Annotated in this window: 24 protein-coding genes; 15 read left to right on the top strand and 9 right to left on the bottom strand. The window is 72.5% G+C overall.

The features are described 5' to 3' along the window. Window positions 1-47: 47 nt before the first annotated feature. From sufD to Pen02_RS39250, 7 genes are all read left to right on the top strand, one after another. Entirely contained in the window at window positions 48-1232 is a 1185-nt protein-coding gene (gene sufD, locus Pen02_RS39280) for a Fe-S cluster assembly protein SufD (RefSeq protein WP_203871280.1), read from the top strand. Continuing rightward, window positions 1232-1561, top strand: a complete 330-nt coding sequence (locus Pen02_RS39275) for a non-heme iron oxygenase ferredoxin subunit (RefSeq protein WP_203871279.1) — start codon at window positions 1232-1234, stop codon at window positions 1559-1561. The genes sufD and Pen02_RS39275 overlap by 1 nt, the downstream gene beginning before the upstream one ends. Further along, entirely contained in the window at window positions 1558-2331 is a 774-nt protein-coding gene (gene sufC, locus Pen02_RS39270; protein WP_203871278.1) for a Fe-S cluster assembly ATPase SufC, read from the top strand. Before Pen02_RS39275 ends, sufC begins: the two co-directional genes overlap by 4 nt. A 23-nt stretch (window positions 2332-2354) precedes the next feature. Continuing rightward, on the top strand, window positions 2355-3659 hold the full coding sequence (locus Pen02_RS39265; RefSeq protein ID WP_203871277.1) for a cysteine desulfurase: 1305 nt from the start codon (window positions 2355-2357) through the stop codon (window positions 3657-3659). Further along, on the top strand, window positions 3659-4147 hold the full coding sequence (gene sufU / locus Pen02_RS39260) for a Fe-S cluster assembly sulfur transfer protein SufU (protein WP_203871276.1): 489 nt from the start codon (window positions 3659-3661) through the stop codon (window positions 4145-4147). The genes Pen02_RS39265 and sufU overlap by 1 nt, the downstream gene beginning before the upstream one ends. Further along, a complete protein-coding gene (locus tag Pen02_RS39255) occupies window positions 4144-4539 on the top strand; it encodes a metal-sulfur cluster assembly factor (RefSeq protein WP_203871275.1) in 396 nt (131 codons plus the stop codon). The genes sufU and Pen02_RS39255 overlap by 4 nt, the downstream gene beginning before the upstream one ends. Before the next feature lie 103 nt (window positions 4540-4642). Then, complete coding sequence (locus Pen02_RS39250; protein WP_203871274.1) at window positions 4643-5179, top strand: alpha/beta fold hydrolase; 537 nt, start codon at window positions 4643-4645, stop codon at window positions 5177-5179. Between the two features lies 1 nt (window position 5180). On the opposite strand, the gene Pen02_RS39245 is transcribed toward Pen02_RS39250, so the two are convergent. Then, window positions 5181-8435, bottom strand: a complete 3255-nt coding sequence (locus Pen02_RS39245; RefSeq protein WP_203871273.1) for a penicillin acylase family protein — start codon at window positions 8433-8435, stop codon at window positions 5181-5183. A 261-nt stretch (window positions 8436-8696) separates the two neighbouring features. Here Pen02_RS39245 and Pen02_RS39240 point away from each other — a divergent pair, with 261 nt between their 5' ends. Then, the gene (locus tag Pen02_RS39240) at window positions 8697-9323 is read left to right on the top strand and encodes a LysE family transporter (protein ID WP_203871272.1); all 627 of its coding nucleotides are present in this window, start codon (window positions 8697-8699) and stop codon (window positions 9321-9323) included. Between the two features lie 65 nt (window positions 9324-9388). Further along, window positions 9389-10048, top strand: a complete 660-nt coding sequence (locus Pen02_RS39235) for an acVLRF1 family peptidyl-tRNA hydrolase (RefSeq protein WP_275413664.1) — start codon at window positions 9389-9391, stop codon at window positions 10046-10048. A gap of 21 nt (window positions 10049-10069) precedes the next feature. Here the strand turns inward: Pen02_RS39235 and ypfJ are convergent, their stop codons facing one another. Next, the gene (ypfJ, locus tag Pen02_RS39230; protein WP_203871271.1) at window positions 10070-10984 is read right to left on the bottom strand and encodes a KPN_02809 family neutral zinc metallopeptidase; all 915 of its coding nucleotides are present in this window, start codon (window positions 10982-10984) and stop codon (window positions 10070-10072) included. A 225-nt stretch (window positions 10985-11209) separates the two neighbouring features. Between ypfJ and Pen02_RS39225 the strand changes: the two genes are divergently transcribed. The 4 genes from Pen02_RS39225 (at window position 11210) to Pen02_RS39210 (ending at window position 16644) form a co-directional block, all read left to right on the top strand. Beyond that, window positions 11210-12817 (top strand): ABC-F family ATP-binding cassette domain-containing protein, encoded by a 1608-nt coding sequence (locus Pen02_RS39225; protein WP_203871270.1) that lies wholly within the window; start codon window positions 11210-11212, stop codon window positions 12815-12817. Window positions 12818-13474: 657 nt separating this feature from the next. Next, entirely contained in the window at window positions 13475-13702 is a 228-nt protein-coding gene (locus Pen02_RS39220; RefSeq protein WP_007462679.1) for a helix-turn-helix domain-containing protein, read from the top strand. Window positions 13703-13748: 46 nt separating this feature from the next. Next, the gene (locus Pen02_RS39215; RefSeq protein ID WP_203871269.1) at window positions 13749-14513 is read left to right on the top strand and encodes an enoyl-CoA hydratase/isomerase family protein; all 765 of its coding nucleotides are present in this window, start codon (window positions 13749-13751) and stop codon (window positions 14511-14513) included. Window positions 14514-14688: 175 nt separating this feature from the next. Then, entirely contained in the window at window positions 14689-16644 is a 1956-nt protein-coding gene (locus Pen02_RS39210) for an ABC transporter ATP-binding protein (protein ID WP_203871268.1), read from the top strand. Here Pen02_RS39210 and mug read toward each other — a convergent pair. The 7 genes from mug to Pen02_RS39175 all read right to left on the bottom strand — a co-directional run bounded on the left by mug (window position 16629) and on the right by Pen02_RS39175 (window position 22509). Beyond that, window positions 16629-17297 (bottom strand): G/U mismatch-specific DNA glycosylase, encoded by a 669-nt coding sequence (mug, locus tag Pen02_RS39205; protein WP_203871267.1) that lies wholly within the window; start codon window positions 17295-17297, stop codon window positions 16629-16631. The two genes, Pen02_RS39210 and mug, sit on opposite strands and share 16 nt — an antisense overlap. Window positions 17298-17570: 273 nt before the next feature. Next, window positions 17571-18332, bottom strand: a complete 762-nt coding sequence (locus Pen02_RS39200) for an SDR family oxidoreductase (RefSeq protein WP_203871266.1) — start codon at window positions 18330-18332, stop codon at window positions 17571-17573. Between the two features lie 10 nt (window positions 18333-18342). Beyond that, the gene (locus Pen02_RS39195) at window positions 18343-18885 is read right to left on the bottom strand and encodes an SCO6045 C-terminal-like domain-containing protein (protein WP_239141984.1); all 543 of its coding nucleotides are present in this window, start codon (window positions 18883-18885) and stop codon (window positions 18343-18345) included. 1 nt (window position 18886) lies between these two features. Next, window positions 18887-19702 carry an MbnB/TglH/ChrH family RiPP precursor modification enzyme gene (locus tag Pen02_RS39190; protein WP_203871265.1) on the bottom strand — a complete coding sequence of 272 codons (816 nt, stop codon included), beginning with the start codon at window positions 19700-19702 and terminating at the stop codon, window positions 18887-18889. A 44-nt stretch (window positions 19703-19746) separates the two neighbouring features. Further along, window positions 19747-20688: a TIGR04222 domain-containing membrane protein gene (locus tag Pen02_RS39185; protein ID WP_203871264.1), complete on the bottom strand. Its 942-nt coding sequence runs from the start codon at window positions 20686-20688 to the stop codon at window positions 19747-19749. Window positions 20689-20911: 223 nt separating this feature from the next. Next, window positions 20912-21490 carry a TetR/AcrR family transcriptional regulator gene (locus Pen02_RS39180; protein ID WP_203871263.1) on the bottom strand — a complete coding sequence of 193 codons (579 nt, stop codon included), beginning with the start codon at window positions 21488-21490 and terminating at the stop codon, window positions 20912-20914. Window positions 21491-21711: 221 nt separating this feature from the next. After that, a complete protein-coding gene (locus Pen02_RS39175; RefSeq protein WP_203871262.1) occupies window positions 21712-22509 on the bottom strand; it encodes a thioesterase family protein in 798 nt (265 codons plus the stop codon). 72 nt (window positions 22510-22581) lie between these two features. Here Pen02_RS39175 and Pen02_RS39170 point away from each other — a divergent pair, with 72 nt between their 5' ends. Further along, the gene (locus tag Pen02_RS39170) at window positions 22582-23454 is read left to right on the top strand and encodes a carbon-nitrogen hydrolase family protein (protein ID WP_203871261.1); all 873 of its coding nucleotides are present in this window, start codon (window positions 22582-22584) and stop codon (window positions 23452-23454) included. 83 nt (window positions 23455-23537) lie between these two features. Beyond that, window positions 23538-24182, top strand: coding sequence for an HAD family hydrolase (locus tag Pen02_RS39165; RefSeq protein ID WP_203871260.1), 645 nt, complete (start codon window positions 23538-23540; stop codon window positions 24180-24182). Window positions 24183-24444 lie beyond the last annotated feature (262 nt).

Below are 24444 nucleotides of genomic sequence, written 5' to 3'. Positions count from 1 at the left end.
CCACCCCGACCCCGCCTCGGACCTCGCGAGACAAGACCAAGGAAGAGATGACTACCGAAGCATTCGCGCCCGAAGCGCCCGATGCGCAGCAAGCGCCCGCCGCGCAGGTCGCGCAGACCAAGGCGCAGACGCTCCGCTCGTACGACGTCCGCGACTTCCCGGCCCTGACCGGCCTGGAGGAGGAGTGGCGGTTCACCCCGCTCAAGCGGCTGCGCGGCCTCGCCGACGACGGGTTCACCCCCACCGACGGCCGGCTGCGCTACGAGGTCGCCGCGCTGCCGGACGGGGTGACCTTCGGCGGCGTACACGAGGGTGACGCCCGGGTCGGCAGCGTGCTCACCCCGTTCGACCGGGTCAGCGCGCTGGCGTACGGCCGGGTCGGCGAGGCGGTCGTCGTCGCGGTGGCCCCGGAGACCCGACCGGCCGAGCCGGTGACCGTCCGGCTGGTCGGGCAGGGCGCCGACGGCGCCTCGTTCGGGCACACCTTCGTCGACGTCGGCCGGTTCGCCGAGGTGACGCTGGTGCTGGAGCAGACCGGCTCGGTGACCCTGGCCGACAACGTCGAGGTCGCGGTGGACGAGGGCGCGAGGCTGACCCTGGTCACCGTCGCCGACTGGGCGCCGGACGCGGTGCAGGCGCAGCATCTGAAGGTGCGGCTGGGCCGGGACGCCAAGGTGACGCACGTGCAGGTGAGCCTGGGCGGGGAACTGGTCCGGCAGTACACCAGCGTGGAATACACCGGTCGGGGCGGCGAGGCCGAGCTGTACGGCCTCTACTTCGCCGACGCCGGGCAGCACCTGGAGCACCGGCAGATGGTCGACCACAGCGTGCCGGACTGCCGCAGCTACGTCGGCTACCGGGGCGCGTTGCAGGGCGCCAGCGCGCACACCGTCTGGGTCGGTGACGTGCTGATCCGGGCCGCCGCGACCGGCACCGACACGTACGAGATCAACCGCAACCTGGTGCTGACCGACGGCGCCCGGGCCGACTCGGTACCCAACCTGGAGATCGAGACCGGCGAGGTGGCCGGTGCCGGGCACGCCAGCGCGACCGGGCGCTTCGACGACGAGCAACTCTTCTACCTGATGGCCCGGGGCATCCCCGAGGACGAGGCCCGCAAGCTGGTCGTCCGGGGCTTCTTTGCCGAACTGCTCAACAAGATCCCGGCCGAGGCCCTGCGCGACCGCCTCGGCGAGCAGATCGAACTGCGGCTTGCCAAGGCGGCCGTTTGATGATCCGGATCTGCTCGACCGAGGACGTGCCGAAGGGCACCGCCATCTCCGCCGACGTGGACGGCACCGAGGTCGCCGTCGTGCACGCCGAGGACGGCAACTTCTACGCCGTACGCGACGAGTGCTCGCACGCCGCCGTGGCGCTCTCCGAGGGCGAGGTCGACGGCTGCACCCTGGAGTGCTGGCTGCACGGTTCCCGCTTCGACCTGCGTACCGGCGAGCCGACCGGGCTGCCCGCGACCGAACCCGTACCCGTCTACCCCGTCGAGATCCGCGACGGCGACATCTACCTGAGTCTCACGCCGAGTAATGGAGTTACCGCACCATGAGCGTTCTTGAGATCCGTGACCTGCAGGTGTCGGTCAGGCTGCCCGAGGGCGAGCTGAAGCCGATCCTGGCCGGGGTCGACCTCACCGTGCGGGCGGGGGAGACCCACGCGATCATGGGCCCGAACGGGTCCGGCAAGTCGACCCTGGCCTACTCGATCGCCGGGCACCCGAAGTACGAGATCACCGGCGGCGAGGTGCTGCTGGACGGTCAGGACGTACTCTCGATGGCCGTCGACGAGCGGGCCCGGGCCGGCCTCTTCCTGGCCATGCAGTACCCGGTCGAGGTGCCCGGCGTCTCGGTGGCGAACTTCCTTCGCACCGCGAAGACGGCGGTGGACGGCGAGGCGCCGAAGCTGCGCACCTGGGCCGGCGAGCTGCGCGGCGCGATGGAGCGGCTCCAGATGGACCCGGCGTTCGCCCAGCGCAACGTCAACGAGGGCTTCTCCGGCGGCGAGAAGAAGCGGCACGAGATCGTGCAGCTCGAACTGCTCAAGCCGAAGGTGGCGATCCTCGACGAGACCGACTCCGGCCTCGACATCGACGCCCTGCGGGTGGTCAGCGAGGGCGTCAACCGGGTCCGCGAGACCGGCGAGACCGGCCTGCTGCTGATCACGCACTACACCCGGATCCTCCGCTACATCAGGCCGGACTTCGTGCACGTCTTCGTCGCCGGCCGGATCGTCGAGGAGGGCGGGCCGGAGCTGGCCGAGAAGCTCGAGGCCGAGGGCTACGAGCGGTACGTCGCCGGCGCCGGCACGGCCCGGGCCTGAGAGACCGGAAGGGCACCGTCGAGATGACCACGATCGCGATCCCGCCGGGGATGCCACAGTACGACGACGTGCCGCGCTACGACGTCGAGGCGGTACGCGCGGACTTCCCGATCCTGGGACGCGAGGTCAACGGCCACCCGATGGTCTACCTCGACAGCGCGAACACCTCGCAGAAGCCCCTCCAGGTGCTGGACGTGCTGCGCGCGCACTACGAGCGGCACAACGGCAACGTCTCCCGCTCGGTGCACACCGTCGGCACCGAGGCGACCGAGGCGTACGAGGGGGCCCGGGCGAAGGTCGCGGCCTTCATCAACGCGCCGAGCCCGGACGAGGTGGTGTTCACCAAGAACTCCACCGAGGCGATCAACCTGGTCGCGTACGCCTTCTCCAACGCCTCGGTCGGCGCGGGCGGCGACCCGCGGTTCCGGCTCGGCCCCGGCGACGAGATCGTGATCTCCGAGATGGAGCACCACTCGAACATCGTGCCGTGGCAGCTCCTCTGCGAGCGTACCGGCGCCACGCTGCGCTGGTTCCCGGTCACCGACGGCGGCCGGCTGGACGAGTCCGGGCTGGAGGAGCTGGTCAACGAGCGGACCAAGCTGGTCTCGTTCGTGCACATGTCCAACATCCTCGGCACGGTCAACGCCACCGCCCGGATCACCGAGCGGGTCCGGCAGGTCGGTGCGCTGCTGCTGCTCGACTGCTCGCAGTCGGTGCCGCACCTGCCGGTCGACGTGGTCGACCTGGACGCCGACTTCATCGCCTTCACCGGGCACAAGATGTGCGCGCCGAGCGGCATCGGGGTGCTCTGGGGCCGGGCGGAGCTGCTGGCCGCGATGCCACCGGTCTTCGGCGGCGGTTCGATGATCGAGACGGTCAGCATGTCCGGCTCGACGTACGCCCCGCCGCCGGCCCGGTTCGAGGCGGGTACCCCGCCGATCGCCGAGGCGGTGGCGCTGGGCGCGGCGGTGGACTACCTGACCGGGATCGGCATGCGGGCGATCCAGTGGCACGAGAAGGAGCTGACCGCGTACGCGCTGGACGCGCTGGCGACGGTCCCCGGGCTGCGGATCTTCGGTCCGACCGTACCGGTGGGCCGGGGCGGGACGATCTCGTTCGCACTGGACGGCATCCACCCGCACGACGTCGGTCAGGTGCTGGACGCGGAGGGCGTCGAGGTGCGGGTGGGCCATCACTGTGCGCGACCGGTCTGCGTCCGGTTCGGCGTACCGGCGACGACCCGCGCCTCGTTCTACCTGTACACCACGACCGGTGAGGTCGATGCCTTGGTGCGCGGGCTGGAACAGGTACGGAAGGTGTTCGGGTAATGCAGGTCGACCAGCTTTACCAGGAGATCATCCTGGATCACTACAAGCATCCGCACGGCCGGGGGCTGCGCGAGCCGTACGCCGCCGAGGCGCACCACGTGAACCCCACCTGCGGGGACGAGGTGACCATCCGGGTGGCCCTGGACGACGACACGCTCAGTGACGTGTCGTACGACGGAATGGGTTGCTCGATCAGCCAGGCATCGGCGAGCGTGCTGCACGAACTGCTCACCGGCCGGGACACCGGGCAGGCGTTCGAGGTGCACGCCGCGTTCGTCGAGCTGATGTCGGGGCGGGGTCAGGTGACTCCGGACGAGGAGCTGCTCGGCGACGCGGTGGCGTTCGCCGGGGTGGCCCGCTATCCGGCCCGGGTGAAGTGTGCGCTGCTGCCGTGGATGGCGTTCAAGGACGCGGCGGCCCGGGCGGGCGTGGACGTCGAGGCCGGCGACGAGGACAGTAACGAGCGGAGCGAGGTGAAGACGGCATGACTGATCAGGACACGAAGGCCCCGTCGGCCGAGTCGACCGGTGTGGACGGTGCGACCGGTGCGGCTGGCAAGGCGGCGGTCGCGGACATCGAAGAGGCGATGAAGGACGTCGTCGACCCCGAGCTGGGCATCAACGTGGTCGACCTGGGTCTGGTCTACGGCGTGCACGTCGACGACGAGAACGTGGCGACCCTGGACATGACGCTCACCTCGGCGGCCTGCCCGCTGACCGACGTGATCGAGGACCAGGCCCGGTCGGCGCTGACCACCGGCCCCGGCGGCGGTCTCGTCAACGACATCCGGATCAACTGGGTCTGGCTTCCCCCGTGGGGCCCGGACAAGATCACCGACGAGGGCCGCGACCAGCTCCGCGCCCTCGGCTTCAACGTCTGAGCCGATCCGGCGGCTCCTCGACGGCCTGCGGTCGCCTGTGCGGCCACGGGCCGTCGAGACTTTTCCGGTGGGCTTTCCCGGAGTACGGCGAGAGGACGATCCGGTGGCACGGAAGGCGATCATCTTCCACGGCACGGGGGCGAACCCCGGCGTCGTCTGGTACCCGTGGCTGGGTCGGCGACTGGCCGAGCGGGGATATGCCGTGGAGATCCCGCACTATCCCGGCCTGAACGTGGAACCGATCGCCACGTTCCTGCCGAAGGTGCTGGCCGACCACGAGTTCGACGAGCAGACGGTGCTGGTGGGGCACTCCGGGGGCGCGGCGCTGCTGCTGGCGCTGCTGGAGCACCTCGACACCACGGTCTCCCAGGCGATTCTGGTGGCCGGCTACTCGACCCAGCCGAACACCGACGACGAACCCGTGCTGCAACCGGCCTACGACTGGGCCGCGATCAGGGCGAGCGTCCGCGACATCTACTTCGTCAACTCCCGGCGCGATCCCTACGGGTGCGACGAGCGGCAGGGACGCGCCATGTTCGAGCGGCTCGGCGGCACGCAGATCGTCCGCGACGACGGGCACTTCGGCGACATCGACCAGCCGTACGAGACCTTCGAGCTGCTCGACAGGCTGATCCCCTGACTCAGTGCGGGTACGCCTGGAACTCCCAGAGGGAGAGGCCGTAGCCGGTGGCCCGGGTGAGGCCCTGCATCCGCAGGTAGCGGGCCGTCGTGGCGGGGAAGGCGTTGTTGTCGGTGCCGCCGTCGCCGGCCGTGGTCGACCAGACCGGACGCCAGGTGGTGCCGTCGGTGGAGACCTCGATCCGGTACGACCGCGCGTACGCCGCCTCCCAGTGCAGCACCACCCGGCCGACGGTACGGGCCGAGCCGAGGTCGACGGTGATCGACTGGTTGTCGGACCAGGAGCTGGCCCAACGGGTACCCGGATCGCCGTCCACCGCGCGGGCGGCGCCGTTGCCGAGCTGGTTGCTGGACGCGGAGACCGGCCGCCCGACGGCGAGGTTGCCCAGGTCGTCGCCGCGCCCGGCCGGGAACGACACCACCTGCTGGTACGTCGGCCGGTTCTGCCAGGCGATGGCGGGGTGCCGGATCCCGCCCAGCGGGGACTGCACGATGGCGTCGGCGCACCACTGGTCCCCGGCGGCGCAGTGCTCGTCACCGGGATAGACCGCACCGGCCGGCTGGGCGGCGGCGGTGCGCAGCGTGTCCAGCAGCATCTGCCGACAGGCGGCCAGAGCGCCGTCCCCGCAGTACGTCCGGCCGAGCCCGCCGGAGACCGGCTCGCCGAGCACCGCCCGCAGGTCGGCGTCGACATAGCCCCACCAGCCGTACTGGAAGGACGAGCCCTTGTGCGTCTGCGCGGCGGCGGCCGAACCGGGCAGGTCCGAGGTGTCGCCCTGCTGGTGCCCGGAGGGTGACTCGTTGATCTGCATCGCGTTCACCAGCGCCTGGTAGAGCCCGCTGCCGAGCGGCCCGGCGAACTGCCCCCGGACCAGCAGCGGCCACCAGGCGTCGAAGACCCGGATCGCCTCGGCGTGCTGGTAGGTCTTCGACCCGGCCGAGGTCTCCACCCGGAGCGCCCCGGCCTGCCGCCACGCCTTGAGCCGGCCGATCGTCGCGGTCAACCCGGCGTCGGTGACCGGCTGGCTCTCCAGCACCCGGACCAGCTCGTCGAGCACCTCGATCCCGCGCAGGTCGGTCAGCCCGGCCCGCTGCACCAGCGCGGTCAGCGAGGCGCGGTCGAACTTCTGCCCGGCGTCGAGCGCGGCCCGGATCGGCTTGTCCAGCAGGTCGCCCCGGTGCACTGGGCCGAAGCTGAAGTTGCCGTCCGCGGCGCCGTAGTCGGCGGCCGGCTTGTTGTTCCAGCTCACGTAGTAGTCCTGGTCGACGGAGTTCGGGTGCGCCGACGCGGGGTGGTAGGCGGCGGTGTTGGTGCCTGCGTCGAAACCCTGCCACTCGTACGCCGGCTCGGCCCGCATCGGCAGGTTCGGGTTGCTGCCGGCGGCCCGGACCGGGTTCAGCCCCGAGTTGTAGTACGCCGACTGGCGCGAGTTGACGTAGAACCAGTTGAAGGCGTACCCGATCTCGGCGGCGGCGCTGGTGAACTGGGCGGCGGTGCCCATCGCGGCGGGGTCGTTGAACATCTGGAACCCGATCGCCGAGTCGGCCTCGTGCCGGTACGTCGACCGGAGCTGGGTGAACGCGTGCGGCACCCCGCCGACCGTGCCCCGCCAGCCCACCAGCCCCAGCCTGGTCCGCCGGGCGACCATCGTGTACGAGCCGGCCGCCGTGCCGTCCGCGACCGTCGGCTGCCACGAGTTGACGTGCGAGATCTCCTCCATCGCCAGGCACTGTCCCCGATAGCGGTAGGAGTTGCTGGCCAGCGTCGGGGCGCTGCCGTCGGTGGTGCACAGCGGCACGGCGTAGGTGTCGGTGATGTCCTGGGTGGCGGAGGTGGCGCTCCAGGCGTAGTCCTGGCCCCGGCCGAGCAGCACGTAGAGGTTGACCCCGGCGAACGCGGCGCCCCGGGCGCTGATCCCCGGGCCCTGCAACTCCTGCACCATCAGCAGTTGCGGCGCGAAGTAGCCGGTCTGCGGTCCGAAGACGGCGATCGGATGCCCGCTGGTGGAGTGCGCGCCGGAGATCACGGCGGCGTTCGACATCCCGCGCGGGGTGACGGTCAGCCCGGAGAGCGCGGCGGCCAGTTCGGACGGTCCGCCGGTGGCCTGTCGGGCCGAGCCGGTGGGGTTGGCGGTGACCGCCTCCGGCCGGGCGGAGCCGGCGTCCGGCAGCACCACGCTGGGCGCGTCCGGGTCGGCGGCGCCGTACGGGAAGCTCTGCCCGTCGTGCAGGGTGAGGACCGTCTCCGGGTTGTTCTGCTGTCGGAACGCCGTCCACACCCGGTCGCCCTCGACCGGCCCGTACTTCGCCCGGGCGGCGATCCGGACCAGCGCCGACTCCATCTCGTGCCCGCCACCGCCGCCGAACAGCCCGCCGACCACGCCGGAGATCGCGATCAGGTCGGTCATCTGGAACGGCTCCGGCCCGCCCGCGTTGGTGATCGCGTCCAGGTGTCCGGTGAGGACGTACTCGCCGGGGCAGTTCCGGTTCGCCATGCAGTGCCGGATGTACGCGTTGATCCCGGCGATGTACTCCTGCACGTCGGTGTAGAGCTGCTCGCCCCGGGGACCGCGCTGGCGCAGCGCCGCGACCTGGGCGGCCAGGTCCGCCTCGGTGTACGGCGAGTTCCGCCAGACGCTCTGCTCCAGTGCCCGGTTGCCCGGTGCACCGCCCGCGAACGGGGTGAGCGTGCCCCGGCCGACGTGCCGGAGCAGGTCCATGGTGAAGAGCCGGTCCTCCGCGCCGACGTACCCGGCGCCGAACATGGTGCCGCCCCGGGTCGTACCGGTGACGTGCGGGACGCCGGTCGCCCGGTCCCGCAGCACGGTGACGTCGGCGCGCGGCGAGTAGCTGCGTTCGACCTGGCCGGGCGGCACTCCGAAGGACGCGTCGTTGAAGAACGCGCCGAGCTGGTCCTCGCGCAGACCGGCGTAGCCGTAGACCAGACTGGCGTACCGGTCGAGCTGGTCGCCCGCGTGCCGGGGCAGCACTCCGAGCGCCTGGTTGGCGAGCACCTCGACCAGGGTGGCGTTGCCGTTCTGGCCCGGCGGCAGGATGTCGGCGCACTCGCCGAGGCAGTGGTCGTTCGCCGCGAAGGCGGAAACTGCCGGTGCGGCGGCGGGCGCGGCGGTCGTGCCGAGCGGGCCGGCGGGCGCGGTCGCCGGGGCGGCCGGGGCAGGGGCGGCGGTCACCGCGAGCAGGGCCGCGCTGAGCAGCGCGATCCCGGCGACGGCGCGGCGTCGGGGACGGTGGGCCATCGAAGATCCTTCCGCCGGGTACGGCCGAATGTGAGCATCATTCGCCTACTGGATGGTAGTCAGTTCCCCGGCTCGATAGATAGCCCTGGATCAGCGGTTCCGACGGTACGGATAATCCGTCGCGGCTGCCCGCCGGCTGGGCCAGAATCGTCGCGTGATCAGGACTTCCTCGTGCACCTCCGGCTCTGTCGTCGTGGCCGTCCGGGCCGACCGGCGACAGTGGAAGCGCACCTGGCCGGCCTCGATCACCCCGACACCGTCATGACCGACGCGCTCGTTGCCGGCCTGCTCGCCGGATACGGCGTCGCCGTCCCGGTCGGCGCCATCGCCATCCTCGTACTCGGGCTGACCGCGCGTACCTCGATCCGGGTCGGCGCAGCCGCCGCCCTCGGGGTGGCCACCGCCGACGGGCTGTACGCCGCCGTCGCCGTGCTCGGCGGTGCCGCGCTGGCCGGCCTGATCGAGCCGGTCGCCGAGCCGCTGCGCTGGATCGCGGTCGGCATACTCCTGCTGCTCGCCGGTACGGGTGCCTGGGGTGCCGTCCGGCACCGGGCCGATCCCGGCCGGGCGGCCAGTACCGACCGCAGCCTCGGTACGCCGATCCGGGCGTACGCCGGCCTGCTGGCGTTGACCCTGCTGAACCCGATGACGATCCTCTACTTCGCCGCCCTGGTACTCGGTCGGCGGGCCGCCGCTGACTGGCCGGCCAGCGGGGAGGTGGTCTTCGTGGCCGCCGCCTTCGCCGCCTCGGCGAGCTGGCAGTTGCTGGTCGCCTCCGGCGGTTCGCTGGTCGGCCGGGTGCTCTCCGGTCGCCGGGGCCGGCTCGGCACCGCCCTCGCCTCCAGCACCCTGATCGCGGTACTCGCCGTCCACGTCCTGCTGAGCTGACGACCCGGCCTGCCGAACGGGCCCCGGCGGGTGGGTGTGGGTGCGGGACGTCGTACCGTTCGGTGATGAACAGCCGACCCGCTGCCGGCGGCGGCCGGTGGGTGGACGTGCCACCTGCCCGGCTCGCCCGCTGGCTCGACGGCTTCGCCGAGCGGCACGGCGGGTCGCCCGAGGTCACCGCCGGGCCGGACGGGCTCCGGCTCGCCGCCCCGGACGGCACCGTGGCGGTCCTCCACCCGCCGCCGGGCGTGCCCGGCCCGGACGATCTGCCCGCCGACCTGCCGACCTTCCTGGCCGCTGCCGAGGCGCCCCGCCGGCTGGGTCTGCTGCTGGCCCGCAAGGGCGCCGTGGCGGTCGGGGTCGCCGACGGCGACCGGCTGGTCGTCTCCAAGGTGGACAGTCGGTACGTGCAGGGCCGCACCGCGGCCGGCGGCTGGTCCCAGCAGCGGTTCGCCCGGCGGCGGGACAACCAGGCGAAGGCCGCCGCCGCCGACGGGGCGGAGTTGGCCGTCCGGCTGCTGCTGCCCGAGGTGGGCCGGCTCGACTCGGTGGTGGCCGGTGGCGATCGGCGGGCGGTGGACACCATCCTGGCCGACCGGCGGCTGGCCCCGGTGGCGGCCCTGCGGGTCGAGCGGCTGCTCGACGTGCCCGAGCCCCGGCACGCCGTACTGGTCGACGCGATCTCCGCCGCCCGGGCGGTACGGGTACTGCTCCGCGACCCGTAGCAAGCGCTGCCGCTACGACTGCTATCGGGCGGTGCCGAAGGTGTCGCAGGCGGTCGGGTCGCCGCTGGAGTAGCCGGTGCCGAACCACTTCTGCCGGTCCGCCGAGCTGCCGTGGGTGAACTGCGACTCGTCGATCCGGCCGCCGGACTTCCGTTGGATCGCGTCGTCGCCGATCGCCGCCGCCGTGTCCAGGCCCTGCTGGATGTCCTGGTCGGTGAGGCTGGTGAAGATCTTCACGCCCCGCTCGTCGGCGGTGCCGGTGGCGTTGCGGGCCCAGGCGCCGGCATAGCAGTCGGCCTGGAGTTCGAGCAGCACCGAGAGCCGGTTCGCCCCGTCGGGATCGGCCTGCCGCTGGTCGCGTACCTTGCCCTCGGTGCCGAGCAGGTCCTGCACGTGGTGGCCGTACTCGTGCGCCAGCACGTACGGCTGGGCGAACTCGCCGGGGGCGCCGAGCTGCTCGGCGAGTACCCGGTAGAAGCTCAGGTCGATGTAGACCTGGTCGTCGAGCGGGCAGTAGAACGGCCCGACCCCGGAGTCGGCCTGCCCGCAGCCGGTGCTCACCGCCTGCTCGAAGAAGACGGTCTCGGACGCCTGGTACGGCCGGTCGAAGTGCTCCGGCATCGCCCGCTGCCAGTACGCCTGGATCGAGTTGACGAAGAGGGTGTTGCGGCAGTCGAGCTGCCGAAGCGCGTCGTCGGCGGCGCACCGCTGCTCCAGTACGGTGTTGTCGCCCTGCTCCTCGCCACCTCCGCCGGTGAGCTGGCTGAGGCCGAAGCCGCCGCCGGCCAGGGCGACCAGGACGGCGACGACCAGGCCGACCAGTCCGCCCCGGCCACCGCCGATCGGGATGGGGATCCCGGCCAGCCCGCCGCCGCCGGAGCCGCGTCGGTCCTCCACCTGACTGGTATCGATCCGTGCGTCCTCGTTGAGTTCCATTCCGTACCCCGATCGCCCTGACCGCCGATGCCTTGCCGGATGTCGCCGATGTCGATACCCGATGATCTTGATCGGTAATCCGGCGCCGGTTCCCGGCGGGCGCCCGGTACAATCGGACCGTGCTGCTCTGCGAAGGCTGAACGCCCCGAGCCGACGGATCCGTGGTCCGCCGGCTCGTTCGTGTGCCCTGAGTCAGCCTTCGACCCCGAGAGCGAGTTCTCCGACATGATCACTGCGAGCGGCCTGGAACTCCGTGCCGGCGCCCGGATCCTGCTGTCCGACACCACGCTGCGGGTCCAGCCCGGCGACCGGATCGGCCTGGTCGGCCGCAACGGTGCCGGCAAGACCACCACCCTCAAGGTGCTGGCCGGTGAGGGCCAGCCCTACGCCGGCCAGCTCGACCGGCGCAGCCAGGTCGGCTACCTGCCACAGGACCCGCGCACCGGCGACCTGGGCGTCACCGCCCGGGACCGGGTGCTCTCCGCCCGGGGACTGGACGTGCTGATGGCACAGATGAAGGAGATCGAGGAGCAGCTCGCCGACGGCACCGGCGACGACCGGCTGGTCCGCCGGTACGGCGCGCTGGAGGACCAGTTCGCCTCCCTCGGCGGGTACGCCGCCGAGGCCGAGGCGGCCCGGATCTGCGCCAACCTCGGCCTGCCGGACCGGGTCCTCGCACAGACCATCGGCACCCTCTCCGGCGGCCAGCGCCGCCGGGTCGAGCTGGCCCGGATCCTGTTCCGGGACGCGGCCGAGAACGGCGGCGGGATCCTGCTGCTCGACGAGCCGACCAACCACCTGGACGCCGACTCGATCACCTGGCTGCGCGGCTTCCTCGCCGGGCACAAGGGCGGCCTGATCGTGATCAGCCACGACGCCTCGCTGCTGGAGGCCGTGGTCAACAAGGTCTGGTTCCTGGACGCCACCCGCTCGGTGGTGGACGTCTACAACGTCGGCTGGCAGAAATACCTGGAGCAGCGGGAGACCGACGAGCGGCGCCGCCGCCGGGAGCGGGCCAACGCCGAGAAGAAGGCCGGCGCGCTGATGGCCCAGGCCGACAAGATGCGGGCCAAGGCGACCAAGACGGTGGCCGCGCAGAACATGGCCCGGCGGGCCGAGAAGCTGCTCTCCGGGCTGGAGGAGGCCCGGGTCGCCGACCGGGTGGCCAAGGTGCGGTTCCCCAGCCCGGCGCCGTGCGGCAAGACGCCGCTGACCGCGGCCGGCCTCTCCAAGTCGTACGGCTCGTTGGAGATCTTCACCGACGTCAACGTGGCCGTCGACCGGGGTTCCCGGGTGGCGATCCTCGGCCTCAACGGCGCCGGCAAGACCACCCTGCTGCGGATCCTCGGCGGGCTGCTGGAATCCGACACCGGCGAGGTCCGGCCGGGCCACGGGCTGCGGCTCGGCTACTACGCGCAGGAGCACGAGACGCTCGACGTGGACCGCAGCGTGCTGGACCACATGCGCAGCGCCGCGAGCGAGCAGACCGACACCGACCTGCGAAAGATTCTCGGCGCCTTCCTCTTCTCCGGCGACGACGTGGACAAGCCGGCCGGGGTGCTCTCCGGCGGCGAGAAGACCCGGCTGGCCCTGGCCACCCTGGTCTGCTCGGGCGCGAACGTGCTGCTGCTGGACGAGCCGACGAACAACCTCGACCCGGTCAGCCGGGAGCAGGTGCTCGACGCGATCGCCCGCTATCCCGGGGCGATCGTGCTGGTCACCCACGATCCGGGGGCGGTGCTCGCGCTCAAGCCCGACCGGGCGATCCTGCTGCCCGACGGCGACGAGGACGCCTGGAGCGACGACCTGCTGGAGCTTGTCGAGCTGGCCTAGGCCGCACCGGCTGGCCGGGCCGGCCCGCATCGCTCGGACTGGCCCGACTCGCTCGGGCCGCTCCGCACCGCTCGGGCTGGCCCGCACCGCTCGGGCTGGCCGGGGCCGCTCCGGGTGCCGAGCGGCGGAGCGATTCCCGCGTACTGACCGACGACGATCTGCCAGGACGCGGGGCGTCCCGCCGTCCCCGGGGTGACGATGAGGACGGTCAGTACGACAATGTCTCGGGGTTGCCGGCGGTGAGCACAGACGACACTCCCGGGTGGAACACCATTATGTGGAATCCGGCCCGACGGAATCCGAGCCGGGAACGAAACTCCGCACGCCGTGAGCCGAAACCTGACGTTGGAGGAACGAAACTCGCCGGATGATGAGGCGAAAGTCGGGTGACGTGGAAGGAAACTCAACCTGCGGGCGGGAAAACCGCACCGCCCGAGCCGGCGCAGCGGCCGCCGAAACCTGAAACCCCTGCTGAGACGGGGTGCAAACCCTGGTCGCCGGGGTGGACGGCTTCGGCGGCGCAATCACTCAATCGGGAAACCGACACTGCTGTGCGTGTCGGTTGGCGAAGAGTTGATATCTAGCGCATGATCGTTCGAGGCGGTCTAATAGGTGGGACCGTATCGAACCGCACAGTCTGGGACGTGAGGAATCAACATGGCAGCCACTGGCACAGCCACCAGCACTGAGAAGGGTCGCCGGATCGTCGGAGCCGAGCGCCAGACGCTCGCCAAGGACCTGGTCAAGCGGTATACCTCCGGCGAAAGCATCCGCGCCCTGGCGGCCTCGACCGGCCGTTCCTACGGGTTCATCCACCGGGTGCTCACCGAGTCTGGTGTACAGCTTCGTCAGCGTGGCGGCGCGCGTCGTCGTAAGAAGGCGTGACCCGTTCAGCAGCCTGGTCCGGAGCCGTACGCCCACGGCTCCATTCGTGACCGTCGGCGTACGACTGAATTGCGACGGGCCGGTCGCGACAGTGACGTTGTGCCGGCCCGACGTACTCAACGCACAGACGCCGCAGATGTGGCGGGCGATGCACGACTTCTCCCGGGACCTCCCGGGCGGCGTACGCGTCGTGGTGGTACGGGGCGAGGGTCGAGCCTTCTCTGCCGGGCTCGACCTCTCGGTGGCCACCGGGCGCTCCGGGGCGGGCGACTCGCTGGCCGAGCTGGCCGCGTTGCCGCCCGAGGAGTGCGCCGAGCGGATCGCCGGCTTCCAGGCCGGCTTCACCTGGCTGCACCGCCCCGACCTGATCTCGGTCGCGGCGGTCCAGGGGCACGCCATCGGGGCCGGCTTCCAGCTCGCGCTGGCCTGTGACCTCCGGGTGCTGACCCGGGACGCCACCTTCACGATGGCCGAGGTGACCCTCGGTCTGGTGCCCGACCTCGCCGGCACCAAGCGGCTGGTGGACCTGGTCGGTTATGCCCGGGCCCTGGAGATCTGCGTGACCGGCCGGCGGATCGACGCCGCCGAGGCCGAGCGGCTCGGCCTGGCCACGGTGGTGGTACCGCCGGACGACCTCGACGCGGCGGTCCAGGACCTGACCGCGGCGATCCTGAGCGGCAGCCGGGACGCGGTGGTGGAGATCAAGGCACTGCTGGCCGGCGCGGCCGGGCGCTCCCCGGCGGAGCAGCAGCGGGCCGAGCGGGAGGCGCAGACCCGCCGTATGCGTGATCTTGTCGGAGCCGGCGAATAGGCTGTACGCCGACGGCGAGCGCAGTCGACGTCGCGGTCAGCCGAGTTCATGATCAGCCGATTCGTGATCACCCGACGTGGTGCGTGATCAGGAGGACCATTCGGGAAGAATCGGGCCGCCGCGCCGGTTGTCGTAGTCGTCGAGCACGACTGGGAGGTCGCGTGTGGTGAACCCGATGGGCGCCGGTAGCAGCATGGGCGGTTGGAACATGCTGCGTGCGTTGCGCAACCGCGACGAGGTGACCGCGCACCGGGTCAGCCGGCGCAGCGTACGGCGGGTCGTCGAGTTCGCCCGCCCCTACCGCCGCGACATCACGGTGTTCCTGGTCACCGTCGTCCTCGCCGCGATCATCGGGGTGGCCACCCCGGTCCTCGCCGGTGACGTGATCAACGCCATCTCGCGGGGCGGCACCGACGCGGGCGGCCTGGTCGTCCGGCTCGCCCTGGTGATCGCCGGTCTCGCGGTGCTGGACGCGCTGCTCTCGCTGGTCCAGCGCTGGTACTCGGCCCGGATCGGCGAGGGGATCATCCTCAACCTGCGGACCCGGGTCTACGACCACGTCCAGCGGATGCCGTTGCAGTTCTTCACGCGTACCCAGACCGGGGCGCTGGTGAGCCGGCTCAACAACGACGTGACGGGCGCGCAGCGGGCCTTCACCAGCACCCTCTCCGGGGTGGTCAGCAACATCATCCAGCTCGTGCTCACCGCCGCCGTCATGTTCACGCTCTCCTGGCAGATCACCGCGCTCTCCCTGGTGCTGCTGCCGATCTTCATCATTCCGGCCCGCCGGGTCGGCCGTCGGCTGGCCGAGATCACCCGGGAGTCGTACGACCTCGACGCCAAGATGAACGCCACCATGACCGAGCGGTTCGGGGTGGCCGGTGCGCTGCTGGTCAAGCTCTTCGGCCGGCCCGACGTCGAGGCGCGGCGGTTCGGCGACCGGGCCGAACGGGTCCGCGACATCGGCATCCAGTCGGCGATGTACTCCCGCACCTTCTTCGTCGCGATGCTGCTGGTGGCCTCGCTGGCCCAGGCCCTGACCTACGGCCTCGGCGGCTGGCTGGCCGTCCGCGGCAACGTCAGCGCCGGTACGGTGGTGACGCTCGCCCTGCTGCTCACCCGCCTCTACGGCCCGCTGACCGCGCTGTCGAACGTCCGGGTGGACGTGATGAGCGCCCTGGTCTCGTTCGACCGGGTCTTCGAGGTGCTCGACCTGCGCCCGTCCATCGCCGAGAAGCCGGACGCCGTGGCCATCCCGCGCGGCGCCGGACGACTGGAGTTCTCCGACGTGCGGTTCCGCTATCCAGCCGCCGCCGAGGTGTCGCTCGCCTCGCTGGAGGACGTCGCCACGCTCGACCGTACGGTGCAGGAGCCGGTGCTGCGCGGCGTCTCGTTCACCGTCGAGCCGGGCCAGATGGTGGCCCTGGTCGGCCCCTCCGGCGCCGGCAAGTCCACCACCTCGATGCTGGTCTCCCGGATCTACGACGTGACCGACGGCGCGGTCCGGGTCGGCGGCGTCGACGTCCGGGACGCCACCCTGGACTCGCTGCGGGACACCATCGGGGTGGTGACCCAGGACTCGCACCTGTTCCACGAGACGATCGCCGAGAACCTGCGCTACGCCAAGCCCGACGCGAGCGACGACGAACTCTGGGCGGCGCTGCGCGGCGCCCAGGTGGAGGAGCTGGTCCGGGCGCTGCCGGACGGGCTCGACACCATGGTCGGCGAGCGGGGCTACCGGTTCTCCGGCGGGGAGAAGCAGCGCATCGCCATCGCCCGGCTGCTGCTCAAGTCCCCGTCGATCGTGATCCTCGACGAGGCGACCGCACACCTCGACTCCGAGTCGGAGGCGGCGGTGCAGCGGGCGCTGTCGGTGGCGTTGAGTGGGCGTACGGCGTTGGTCATCGCGCACCGGCTGTCGACCGTACGGGAGGCGGACCAGATCCTGGTGCTGGACGGCGGACGGATCGTCGAACGCGGCCGGCACGACGAACTGGTCGCCGTCGGCGGCCTCTACGCCGAGCTGTACCGGACGCAGTTCGCGGTCGCCGACTCCCCGGCACCGCACACCGACGCGGTCGGCCCCGAGCCGTTGATCATGATGCCGCGCCCCGACTACGACCCGGTCTGACCGACCTGCCGCTGTTCCTGACCGCCACTGTTCGGGACCGCCCGGGCACCGGTCACCGAGTCGGCCGAGACCGCCGCCCGCAGCGCCGCGAACTCGGCGGCCAACCCGGGCACCGTGAAGTGCGCGTTCAGCCCGCTCGGGTTCGGCAGTACCCAGAGCTGCGCGCCACCGAGCGTCTCCGGCTGCCGCCCGATCACCGCCGTACGCCGCTCGAACGCCGTCCGGTACGCGGTGACCCCGAGGATCGCCACCCAGCGCGGCCGGTACCGCCGGACCTTGCGGACCAGCAGCCGGCCACCCTCGGCGAGTTCGTCCCGGGTCAGTTCGTCGGCCCGCGCGCTGGCCCGGGCCGCCAGGTTGGTGATGCCGAGCCCGTGGTCGAGCAGCTCCGCCTGGTCGGCCGGGTCGACCTGGTGCGGCGTGAAGCCGCCCCGGTGCAGCGCCGGCCAGAACCGGTTCCCCGGTCGGGCGAAGTGCCACCCGGTCGCCGCCGAGTAGAGGCCCGGGTTGATGCCGCAAAAGAGCACGTCCAGGTCCGGGGCGATTAGGTCGGGCAGCAGCCGGTCGCCTGCCGCCGCCACCTCGGCCGGAGTCGGCCGGAACCCGCGCCGCCGGGCCGGCGTCAGCGCCGTCCGTTCTGCCTGACCGCCCACACCACCGCCACGACCACCGCTGTCACCACGAACAGGCAGCAGAGTGCCGCCGCGATGCTGAAAACTGTCAGGGACGCCATCTTGATCGAGACTTCTTTCCAGAACGCTGCTTTCCGGAACGCCGGCTGGCAACTGTAGCCGGTGGCGTGGCTGGTCGACCTCGCCGGAACCGGGTCGGTGCCGTCGCCCGTTGGCCGGAGCAGTCGGGTGAGGCAGTCGGCACCGGCCCGGACGCGGGTCGGCCCCCGTCGGCGGTGCGCGGGACCGGGCGGGTCAGAGCCCGCGCAGCGCCCCGCCGTCGACCGGCAGGGTGATCCCGGTCAGGTAACTGGCGGCGGGGGAGAGCACGAACGCGGCCACCCGGCCGAACTCGTCCGGGTCGGCGATCCGACGCAGCGGGATGTCCGCCTCCGCCTCGGCCCGGGCCCGCTCCGGGTCACCGGTGGCGGCGAAGAGCTCCCGGTTGCGGTCGGTGAGGATCCGGCCCGGCAGCAGGCTGACCACGCGTACGCCGCGCGGACCGTACTCGTCGGCCATGTCCTTTGCCACCCCGGCCAGCCCCGGCCGCAGCCCGTTCGAGATGCCGAGTCCCGTGATCGGCGAGCGGGCGGAGTTGGACAGCACCAGGCCGAGCGCCCCGCCGGTGGAGAGCGCCGCCCCGACGGTACGGGCGGTACGGACCGTGCCGAGGAAGATCGTCTCGAAGGAGATCCGCCACTGCTCGTCACTGGTCTGCGCGGCGGTGCCCCGGGGTGGTCCGCCGACCGAGACCAGCGCGCCGTCGAGCCGGCCGAACCGCTCCAGGGCGGTGTCGACCAGTCGGGGCGCGGTCTCCGGGTCGGTCAGGTCGGCGGTGAGCCCGACCACTCGGTCCGGCGGGCCGAGCCGCTGTGCCGCCGTGGCCACCTGGTCGGCGCCCCGGGCCGAGATCACCACCCGGGCACCGTCGGCCACCAGGGCACGCGCGGTGGCGAAGCCGAGTCCCTTCGAGGCGCCGGTCAACACGTACACCCGGTCCGCGAGTCCGAGATCCATGGAGGAGATCCTATGGCCCGGGCGGCGCCGAGTCGATCTTCGCCCCGGGTAGCCCGGGGACGATCCACATCCGTACCCGGCCGGCGACCTGTACCACCACCGCGTTTCCGGTGCGGCGCAGCGTCGGCAGCCGTCGACGGCGGGGCGCGGTCCGGCCGTCGTACCGCCAGCCGGCCTCCCGGACGGCCAGCTCCTCGGCGCCGGATGCCGGCAGCCTGCCCTCGGCGGCAAGTTGGCGGGCCAGGTCCCAGCCGTCCCGGATCGAGCCCGACGTCGGCCGACCGGCGGCCCAGGCCGCGAAGACGGCCGTCCAGTGCCGGCCGTGACCGGCGGCGAGCAGCGGCCAGTGTCGGGCGACCTCACCGGACCGCTTGTGCAGCAGCGCCGAGCGGGCCACCCCGACCAGCCGGGCGTCGAAGCCCGGCGGCAGCGGCGCCCCGGCCACCAGGGCGGCCACCAGTGCGGCCTGCCGCTCGCCCAGCGTGCCCGCCGACCCCGGCCGATCGACGTACGGGTCGAGGGGCTCGGCTTCCGGTCGCGTTCCGCCAGTCATCTCAGGTGACCGTGGGGTAGCCGGAGGCGGCGGCGATCGCGTCGAGTTCGGCGCGCAGGGCGGCGGCCGGCGGATAGTGCCCATCGCGTTCCAGCAGCAGGGCCGGCGGCCGGTGCCGGGCGGAGAGTTCGGCGACCAGGTCCAACACCTCCTGCGGCACCGGGTCGGTGTGCGTGTCGTGGTAGATCCCGTCGCTGGCCGACCCGCCCGCCACGTGTACGTAGCCGATCCGCTCCAACGGCAGCCGGTCCAGCAGGTCGAGCGGATCGGTGCCCCGGTTGCGGGCGTTGGCGTAGACGTTGGCGATGTCGAGCAGCAGCAGCGCGCCGGTACGGTCGAGGATCTCGGTGAGGAATTCCGCCTCGTCCAACTCGTCGTCCGGCCAGTCGAAGATGGCGGCGATCGGCTCCAGGGCGAGTGGAACGCTCAGCTCGGCCTGCACCCGGGCGACGTTGCCGACCACCGCGTCGACCGCCTCCCGGGTACGCGGCAACGGCAGCAGGTGCCCCGCCTCGACCCCGCCGGCCCGGACGAACGCGATGTGTTCACTGGCCAGTGGCGCGTCCAGCAGTTCGGCGGCCCGGGCGAACTGCCGTACCCGGGCCGGCTCGACCGGCTCGGCGCCACCGAGCGAGAGCCGTACCCCGTGTGGCACCACCGCCACGCCCCGGTCCCGCAACTCGGCCAGCCCCGGTGCGGGCCCGGTTGCCGGCACCGACTCGGCGATCACCTCGACGAACCGCAGGCCGGGCAGGTCCGCGACGAAGCCGGCGATCTCCGGCCGCCACCCGATCCCCACGCCGTAACCGGATTCCATGGCTATTCCTCCGTCCCCGGCCGCCGTTGCTCCGTGCACGGTCGTCATCCGCCGCACCCACCGCAGCCACCACAGCCGCCACCGCCGCAGCCGCTGCCCGAACCGTCGCCGCCACCGGAACTGTCACCGCCGCCCGAGCTGCCGCCGGCCGCCGTACCGCTCATCGCGCGCTGTACCTCCGCCTCGGCCGCGAACGCCGGGTCGAATCCGACCAGCGCCGCCGTGCCGAACAGGGCGACGCCCAGCGCCGCGCCGGCCGCGCCGTAGGTGGCGTAGGCGGGCGAGTGCCGGGGGGCGAGGTGATGGTGCCGGCGCCGGAGGTCGCGCAGCAGCCGGTTCGCCGCCCGGGTCCGCCGGGGAACGGCGAAGAGCAGCACCAGTGCGACGGGAGCCAGCACGAGCAGGCCGAGCACGAGGTAGCCGACCGGCTGGTCGCCGAGCAGGCCGGTGACCAGCCGGGCCAGACCGATCGCCAGCAGCCCGAGCAGCAGTACCGGCCCGATCCGGGCGACCGGCCGGGCCGATCGGGGCAGCGCCAGCCCGGTGTGGGCGAGGCCGGCGCGGAGGTCGGCGAGCGCGGCGCGTACCCCGGCGTCAGTAACCAGCTTCCCGCCGCGTACGCCCCGCCCGGCGGCCTGGTGCACGGCGATGTCGAGCGGTGTGGCCCCGACCGGCAGCGGCCCGGTCGCGGCCAGCCGCCGTTGCGGTGTCGTGCCGACCGCCCCTGCGGCCCGCAATCCGCCGAGCGTGGCGTGTACGGCGAGCCGGTCCCCGCCGGCCAGCCAGGCGAGTTGCACGGGATGGAGCAGGTCGGTCCCGTGCGGGCGGTGCCCGGCGAACCCGACCAGCCGGTGGGCCAGGGTGCCGAGCAGGACCAGCCCGGCGACCGTCAGGTAGCCGGTCAGGAAGGCCGGTCCGGGAACACCCCAGGTCTCGGCCTGCACCGCCAGCACGTCCGTCGGGAGCACTCCGGCACGCACGTCCATCGGGGGGACCTCCAGCCGTTCGAGGTGGGACCGCCTTCATTGTGGATCGGTCACGCCAGGGTTCCGAGTCGCGGTTCGGCAAACCTCGGCGTCGCCGCCCCGACTCCGCCGGCAACGGCGCTCGGGGGCGGCCAGCGCTCAAGCGCGACCGCCCGTCAGGGCTGGCCGACAATCAGGGCTGGCCGACAATCAGGGGCGGCCGGCGCCCGAGCGCGGCCGACCGTCAGTGACCCGGCCGGCGGACCGCCTCCTCGACGAGGTCGAGTACGGGGCCGAGGTCGCCGGCCGGGCGGGCCATCGCCAGTTGCAGCACCAGCCCGTCGTACGCCAGCTCCAGGAACCGGGCCAGCGTCTCGATCGGTACGTCGTCGCGCAGCACCCCGGCGTCCCGCTGCCGGGCCAGCCGTTCCCGGGTGGCCTCGGCGAGACTCGCCGAGCGTTCGGCCCAGCGCCTGGCGAAGGCCGGATCGGTGCGCAGTCGCCGGGACACCTCGAGTTGGCTGCCCAGCCAGCCGGTGGTGTCCGGTGAGGTGGCGCCGGCCAGCAGGTCGCGCATGACCTGCACCAGGCCGTTGCGGGCCACCGTGGCGACCATCGCGGCGGCGTCGTCCTCGGCGACGGCGAGGAAGAGTGAGTCCTTGTCCCGGAAGTGGTGGAAGATCGCGCCCCGGGAGAGGCCGGTCGCCTCTTCGAGCCGCCGCACGGTGGCGCCCTCGTAGCCGTGTCGGGCGAAGCAGGCCCGTGCCGCGCCGAGGATCTCCTGACGGCGGGCGTCGAGCTGGTCCTGACTTACCCTGGGCACCACCCGATGGTGCCAGGCGAGCACCGGGTATGCAATCCGTACGTACGTCTTGGGTTGTCGCCCCTCGCGCCAGGTCGCCGGCCCTCCGGCCCGGTCCGACCGGCGGCGGGACCAGCCACGGAACCGCCTGCGGGACCAGCCACGGAACCGCCAGCGGGACCAGCCACCGGTTCAAGCCACGGGACCGCCTGCGGAACCGGCCACGGGACCAGCCGGTCGGCTCAGCCGGGTCGGCGGCCGACCATCAGGGACTGGGCGCCCCGGCCCAGTCGGCCGGCGGCGTCGGAGAGCACCGTCTCGGCCAGCCCGAACCCCTGCTCGTCCAGGATCGTGCCGGCCCGCACGTGCACCCACTCGTCGACCGGCTGGCGGTGCAGGTGCAGGGTCAGTTCGGTGTTGATGAACCACCACTGTTCCATGTCCAGCAGCCGGCTCAGGCCGTTGCCGGAGTCGGCGATCAGGGCGACCCGTTGCAGCGGGCTGGGTTCCTCTCCGGCGACCAGCGGGATCCGTTGCCGGGCCCAGACCGAGGACGGGCCGGGCCGCTCGAAGTGGCCATCGACGAACCGCCAGTCGACGGCCCGCAGGTAGCCGATCTGCCAGCGAGGCTCGGTGAACTCCGACGGTGTCGCCGGTCGGGGCGGTGGCGGCGTCGGGGCGTCGACCGCCTCGGCGGGCAGCCCGACCGGGGTACGGCGGATCCGCCAGGCCCGGGCCCGCAGCACCGGGCGCCCGGCGGCGTGCAGTTCGGCCTCGACGAGTTCGACCGAGCGGCCGGGCCGGACCAGGGTGGCCCGGACGGCGACCTCGGCCACCGGTACCCCGCCGAGGATCTCCACCGTCAGCCGGGTCACCTGGGCCGGCCCGTCCAGCGAACTGGGTACCTGTTCCACCGCCCGGGTCAGCAGCGCGCACGGCGGCCCCGCGTGTTGCAGGTCCGCGTTCCACGGCCCCTCGGTCGACGGGGTGGCGACGTACCGCTCGGGGTCGTCGGTGGGCAGGTAGAAGGCGTCGGGCACGGCCCGATTTTCCTCACCGGTGGCCGGTTCGCAAGATCGGCCCTCGGTTCGCGGGCGGTTATCATCGCCGCCGTGACGTACCCCACCACCGCCGGGCCGCTGCCGGCCGCACCGCTGCACGTCGCCGCAGTCCAGGCCGAACCCGTGCCCGGCGACGTGGCCGGCAACGCCGGTACGGCGGCCCGGCTGGTCGGGCGGGCCGCCGACGACGGAGCCCGGGTGGTCGTCCTTCCGGAGTTGTTCCTGCCGGCCTACCATCCGCCGACCCTGGCCGCCGACCCCGACGGCACCGACGTGGCCGCCGCCGACGACGGCGAGGTGGTCGATCCCCGGCTCGACCCGCTGCGCACGGTCGCCCGGGACCGCCGGACGGTGGTGGTGGTCGGCGCGTCGGTCCGGCATCCCGACGGTCGGCGTACCTGCTCGGCACTGGTGCTGGACGGCGCGGGCCGGGTGCACTCCGGGTACGCCAAGCAGCAGCTCTGGGGCCCGGACGAGAACGCGCTGTTCACTCCGGGCCGGTGCGGGGCGACCCTGCTGGTCGACGGTTGGCGGCTCGGTCTCGGGATCTGCTACGACGGCTGTTTCCCGGAGCACGGGCGGGCCGCCGCGGTCGACGGGGCGCACGGCTACCTCTGCCCGAGCGGTTACCTGGTCGGCTCCGAACACCGCCGTGACCTCTACTACCGCGCCCGGGCCCTGGACAACACCATGTACGTGGTCTTCGCCAACGCGGTCGGCGGTGCGCAGCCGTGGCGGTTCAACGGTGGCGCGGCGGTCTACGACCCGGAGGGCCGGGTCCTGCACCGGGCGCCGGACTCCGGCGAGGCGGTCGTGGTCGGCCGGTTCGACCCGGCCGAGCTGCACCGGGTACGCGACGCGCACCGGATGCTCGCCGACCGGCTGCCCGACCAGGGCGGGGTACGGACGCTGTTGACCGGTTGACCGCCGGTTGTCCCTCCGGACAACCCGGGTTGTTTACATGCTGGGACTGTTCTCCGACCGGGTGCGTCCCGTACTGTGCGCAAGTGCCGCTGTTGCTCCTCGATCTGGACAACACTCTGCTCGACCGGGCGGGCCCGTTCCGGACCTGGGCACAGGGGTTCCTGGACGAGATCGGCGCACCGGAGAGCGACATCGACTGGCTGCTTTCCGTGGACGCCGACGGCCTCACCAACCGCTGGGACGTGGCCGACGCGATCCGCGACCGGTACCGTCTCCGGATCCCCTCCATCGACCTGGTCGAGGCCCTGCACGAGGGAGTGGTGGAATACACCCGCCTCGATCCGTTGATCGCCTGCGCGCTGCGGATCGCCGACGACGCCGGCTGGGTGCCGGTGGCGGTGACCAACGGCACCGAACGGCTTCAGGAGATGAAGATCCGGCGTACCGGGCTGGACCGTTATCTGGCGGACTGGGTCATCTCCGAGGAGGTCGGCGTCAGCAAGCCGAATCCCCGGATTTTCGCGCTCGCCGCCGAACGGGCCCGGATGCGGTTGCGTGGTGCCTGGATGGTCGGGGACAGCCCGGAGGCGGACATCGGCGGTGCCGCCGCGGTCGGGCTGCCCAGCGTCTGGTTGCACCGGGGCCGCCGCTGGATGGAGCGCCGGTACGCCCCGACCAAGACCGTGGACGGGCTGATCGCTGCCGTCGCCACGGTGCTCGCCGCCTGACCCGGGACCGTCCGGCGGTTCCCGGGAGCTGACGTCCGGCAGTTCCCGGGAGCTGACGTACGCCCGGGACCGAACGCGTCCCGTCCCCGGATCTGACGTACGCCCGGGACCGGACGCGTCCCGCGAGCGGGCCGGGAGCGCCGGTCGGGCGGTAATTCTGTTGACGGCCGCCGGAGTGGCCACGAAGATTGCGCGTCGGAGCGACTCTGCCTGGTCTCTCCAGGTCGAATCGCATCCCGGGCCTCGCCCGGCCGAGTGGAAG

Origin of the sequence: Plantactinospora endophytica, from assembly GCF_016862915.1 — a bacterium.
Classification (GTDB): Bacteria; Actinomycetota; Actinomycetes; order Mycobacteriales; family Micromonosporaceae; genus Plantactinospora; species Plantactinospora endophytica.
The sequence above is the reverse complement of the archived record's forward strand: the minus strand, read 5'-3'. Positions and strand labels throughout refer to the sequence as shown.

What these genes read in the sequence shown, in the direction of transcription:
- sufD (WP_203871280.1), top strand. Translation starts at nt 48, where the DNA reads ATGACTACCGAAGCATTCGCGCCCGAAGCGCCCGATGCGCAGCAAGCG.
- Pen02_RS39275 (WP_203871279.1), top strand. Translation starts at nt 1,232, where the DNA reads ATGATCCGGATCTGCTCGACCGAGGACGTGCCGAAGGGCACCGCCATC.
- sufC (WP_203871278.1), top strand. Translation starts at nt 1,558, where the DNA reads ATGAGCGTTCTTGAGATCCGTGACCTGCAGGTGTCGGTCAGGCTGCCC.
- Pen02_RS39265 (WP_203871277.1), top strand. Translation starts at nt 2,355, where the DNA reads ATGACCACGATCGCGATCCCGCCGGGGATGCCACAGTACGACGACGTG.
- sufU (WP_203871276.1), top strand. Translation starts at nt 3,659, where the DNA reads ATGCAGGTCGACCAGCTTTACCAGGAGATCATCCTGGATCACTACAAG.
- Pen02_RS39255 (WP_203871275.1), top strand. Translation starts at nt 4,144, where the DNA reads ATGACTGATCAGGACACGAAGGCCCCGTCGGCCGAGTCGACCGGTGTG.
- Pen02_RS39245 (WP_203871273.1), bottom strand. Translation starts at nt 8,435, where the DNA reads ATGGCCCACCGTCCCCGACGCCGCGCCGTCGCCGGGATCGCGCTGCTC.
- Pen02_RS39240 (WP_203871272.1), top strand. Translation starts at nt 8,697, where the DNA reads ATGACCGACGCGCTCGTTGCCGGCCTGCTCGCCGGATACGGCGTCGCC.
- Pen02_RS39235 (WP_275413664.1), top strand. Translation starts at nt 9,389, where the DNA reads ATGAACAGCCGACCCGCTGCCGGCGGCGGCCGGTGGGTGGACGTGCCA.
- ypfJ (WP_203871271.1), bottom strand. Translation starts at nt 10,984, where the DNA reads ATGGAACTCAACGAGGACGCACGGATCGATACCAGTCAGGTGGAGGAC.
- Pen02_RS39225 (WP_203871270.1), top strand. Translation starts at nt 11,210, where the DNA reads ATGATCACTGCGAGCGGCCTGGAACTCCGTGCCGGCGCCCGGATCCTG.
- Pen02_RS39220 (WP_007462679.1), top strand. Translation starts at nt 13,475, where the DNA reads ATGGCAGCCACTGGCACAGCCACCAGCACTGAGAAGGGTCGCCGGATC.
- Pen02_RS39210 (WP_203871268.1), top strand. Translation starts at nt 14,689, where the DNA reads ATGGGCGCCGGTAGCAGCATGGGCGGTTGGAACATGCTGCGTGCGTTG.
- Pen02_RS39200 (WP_203871266.1), bottom strand. Translation starts at nt 18,332, where the DNA reads ATGGATCTCGGACTCGCGGACCGGGTGTACGTGTTGACCGGCGCCTCG.
- Pen02_RS39195 (WP_239141984.1), bottom strand. Translation starts at nt 18,885, where the DNA reads ATGACTGGCGGAACGCGACCGGAAGCCGAGCCCCTCGACCCGTACGTC.
- Pen02_RS39190 (WP_203871265.1), bottom strand. Translation starts at nt 19,702, where the DNA reads ATGGAATCCGGTTACGGCGTGGGGATCGGGTGGCGGCCGGAGATCGCC.
- Pen02_RS39185 (WP_203871264.1), bottom strand. Translation starts at nt 20,688, where the DNA reads ATGGACGTGCGTGCCGGAGTGCTCCCGACGGACGTGCTGGCGGTGCAG.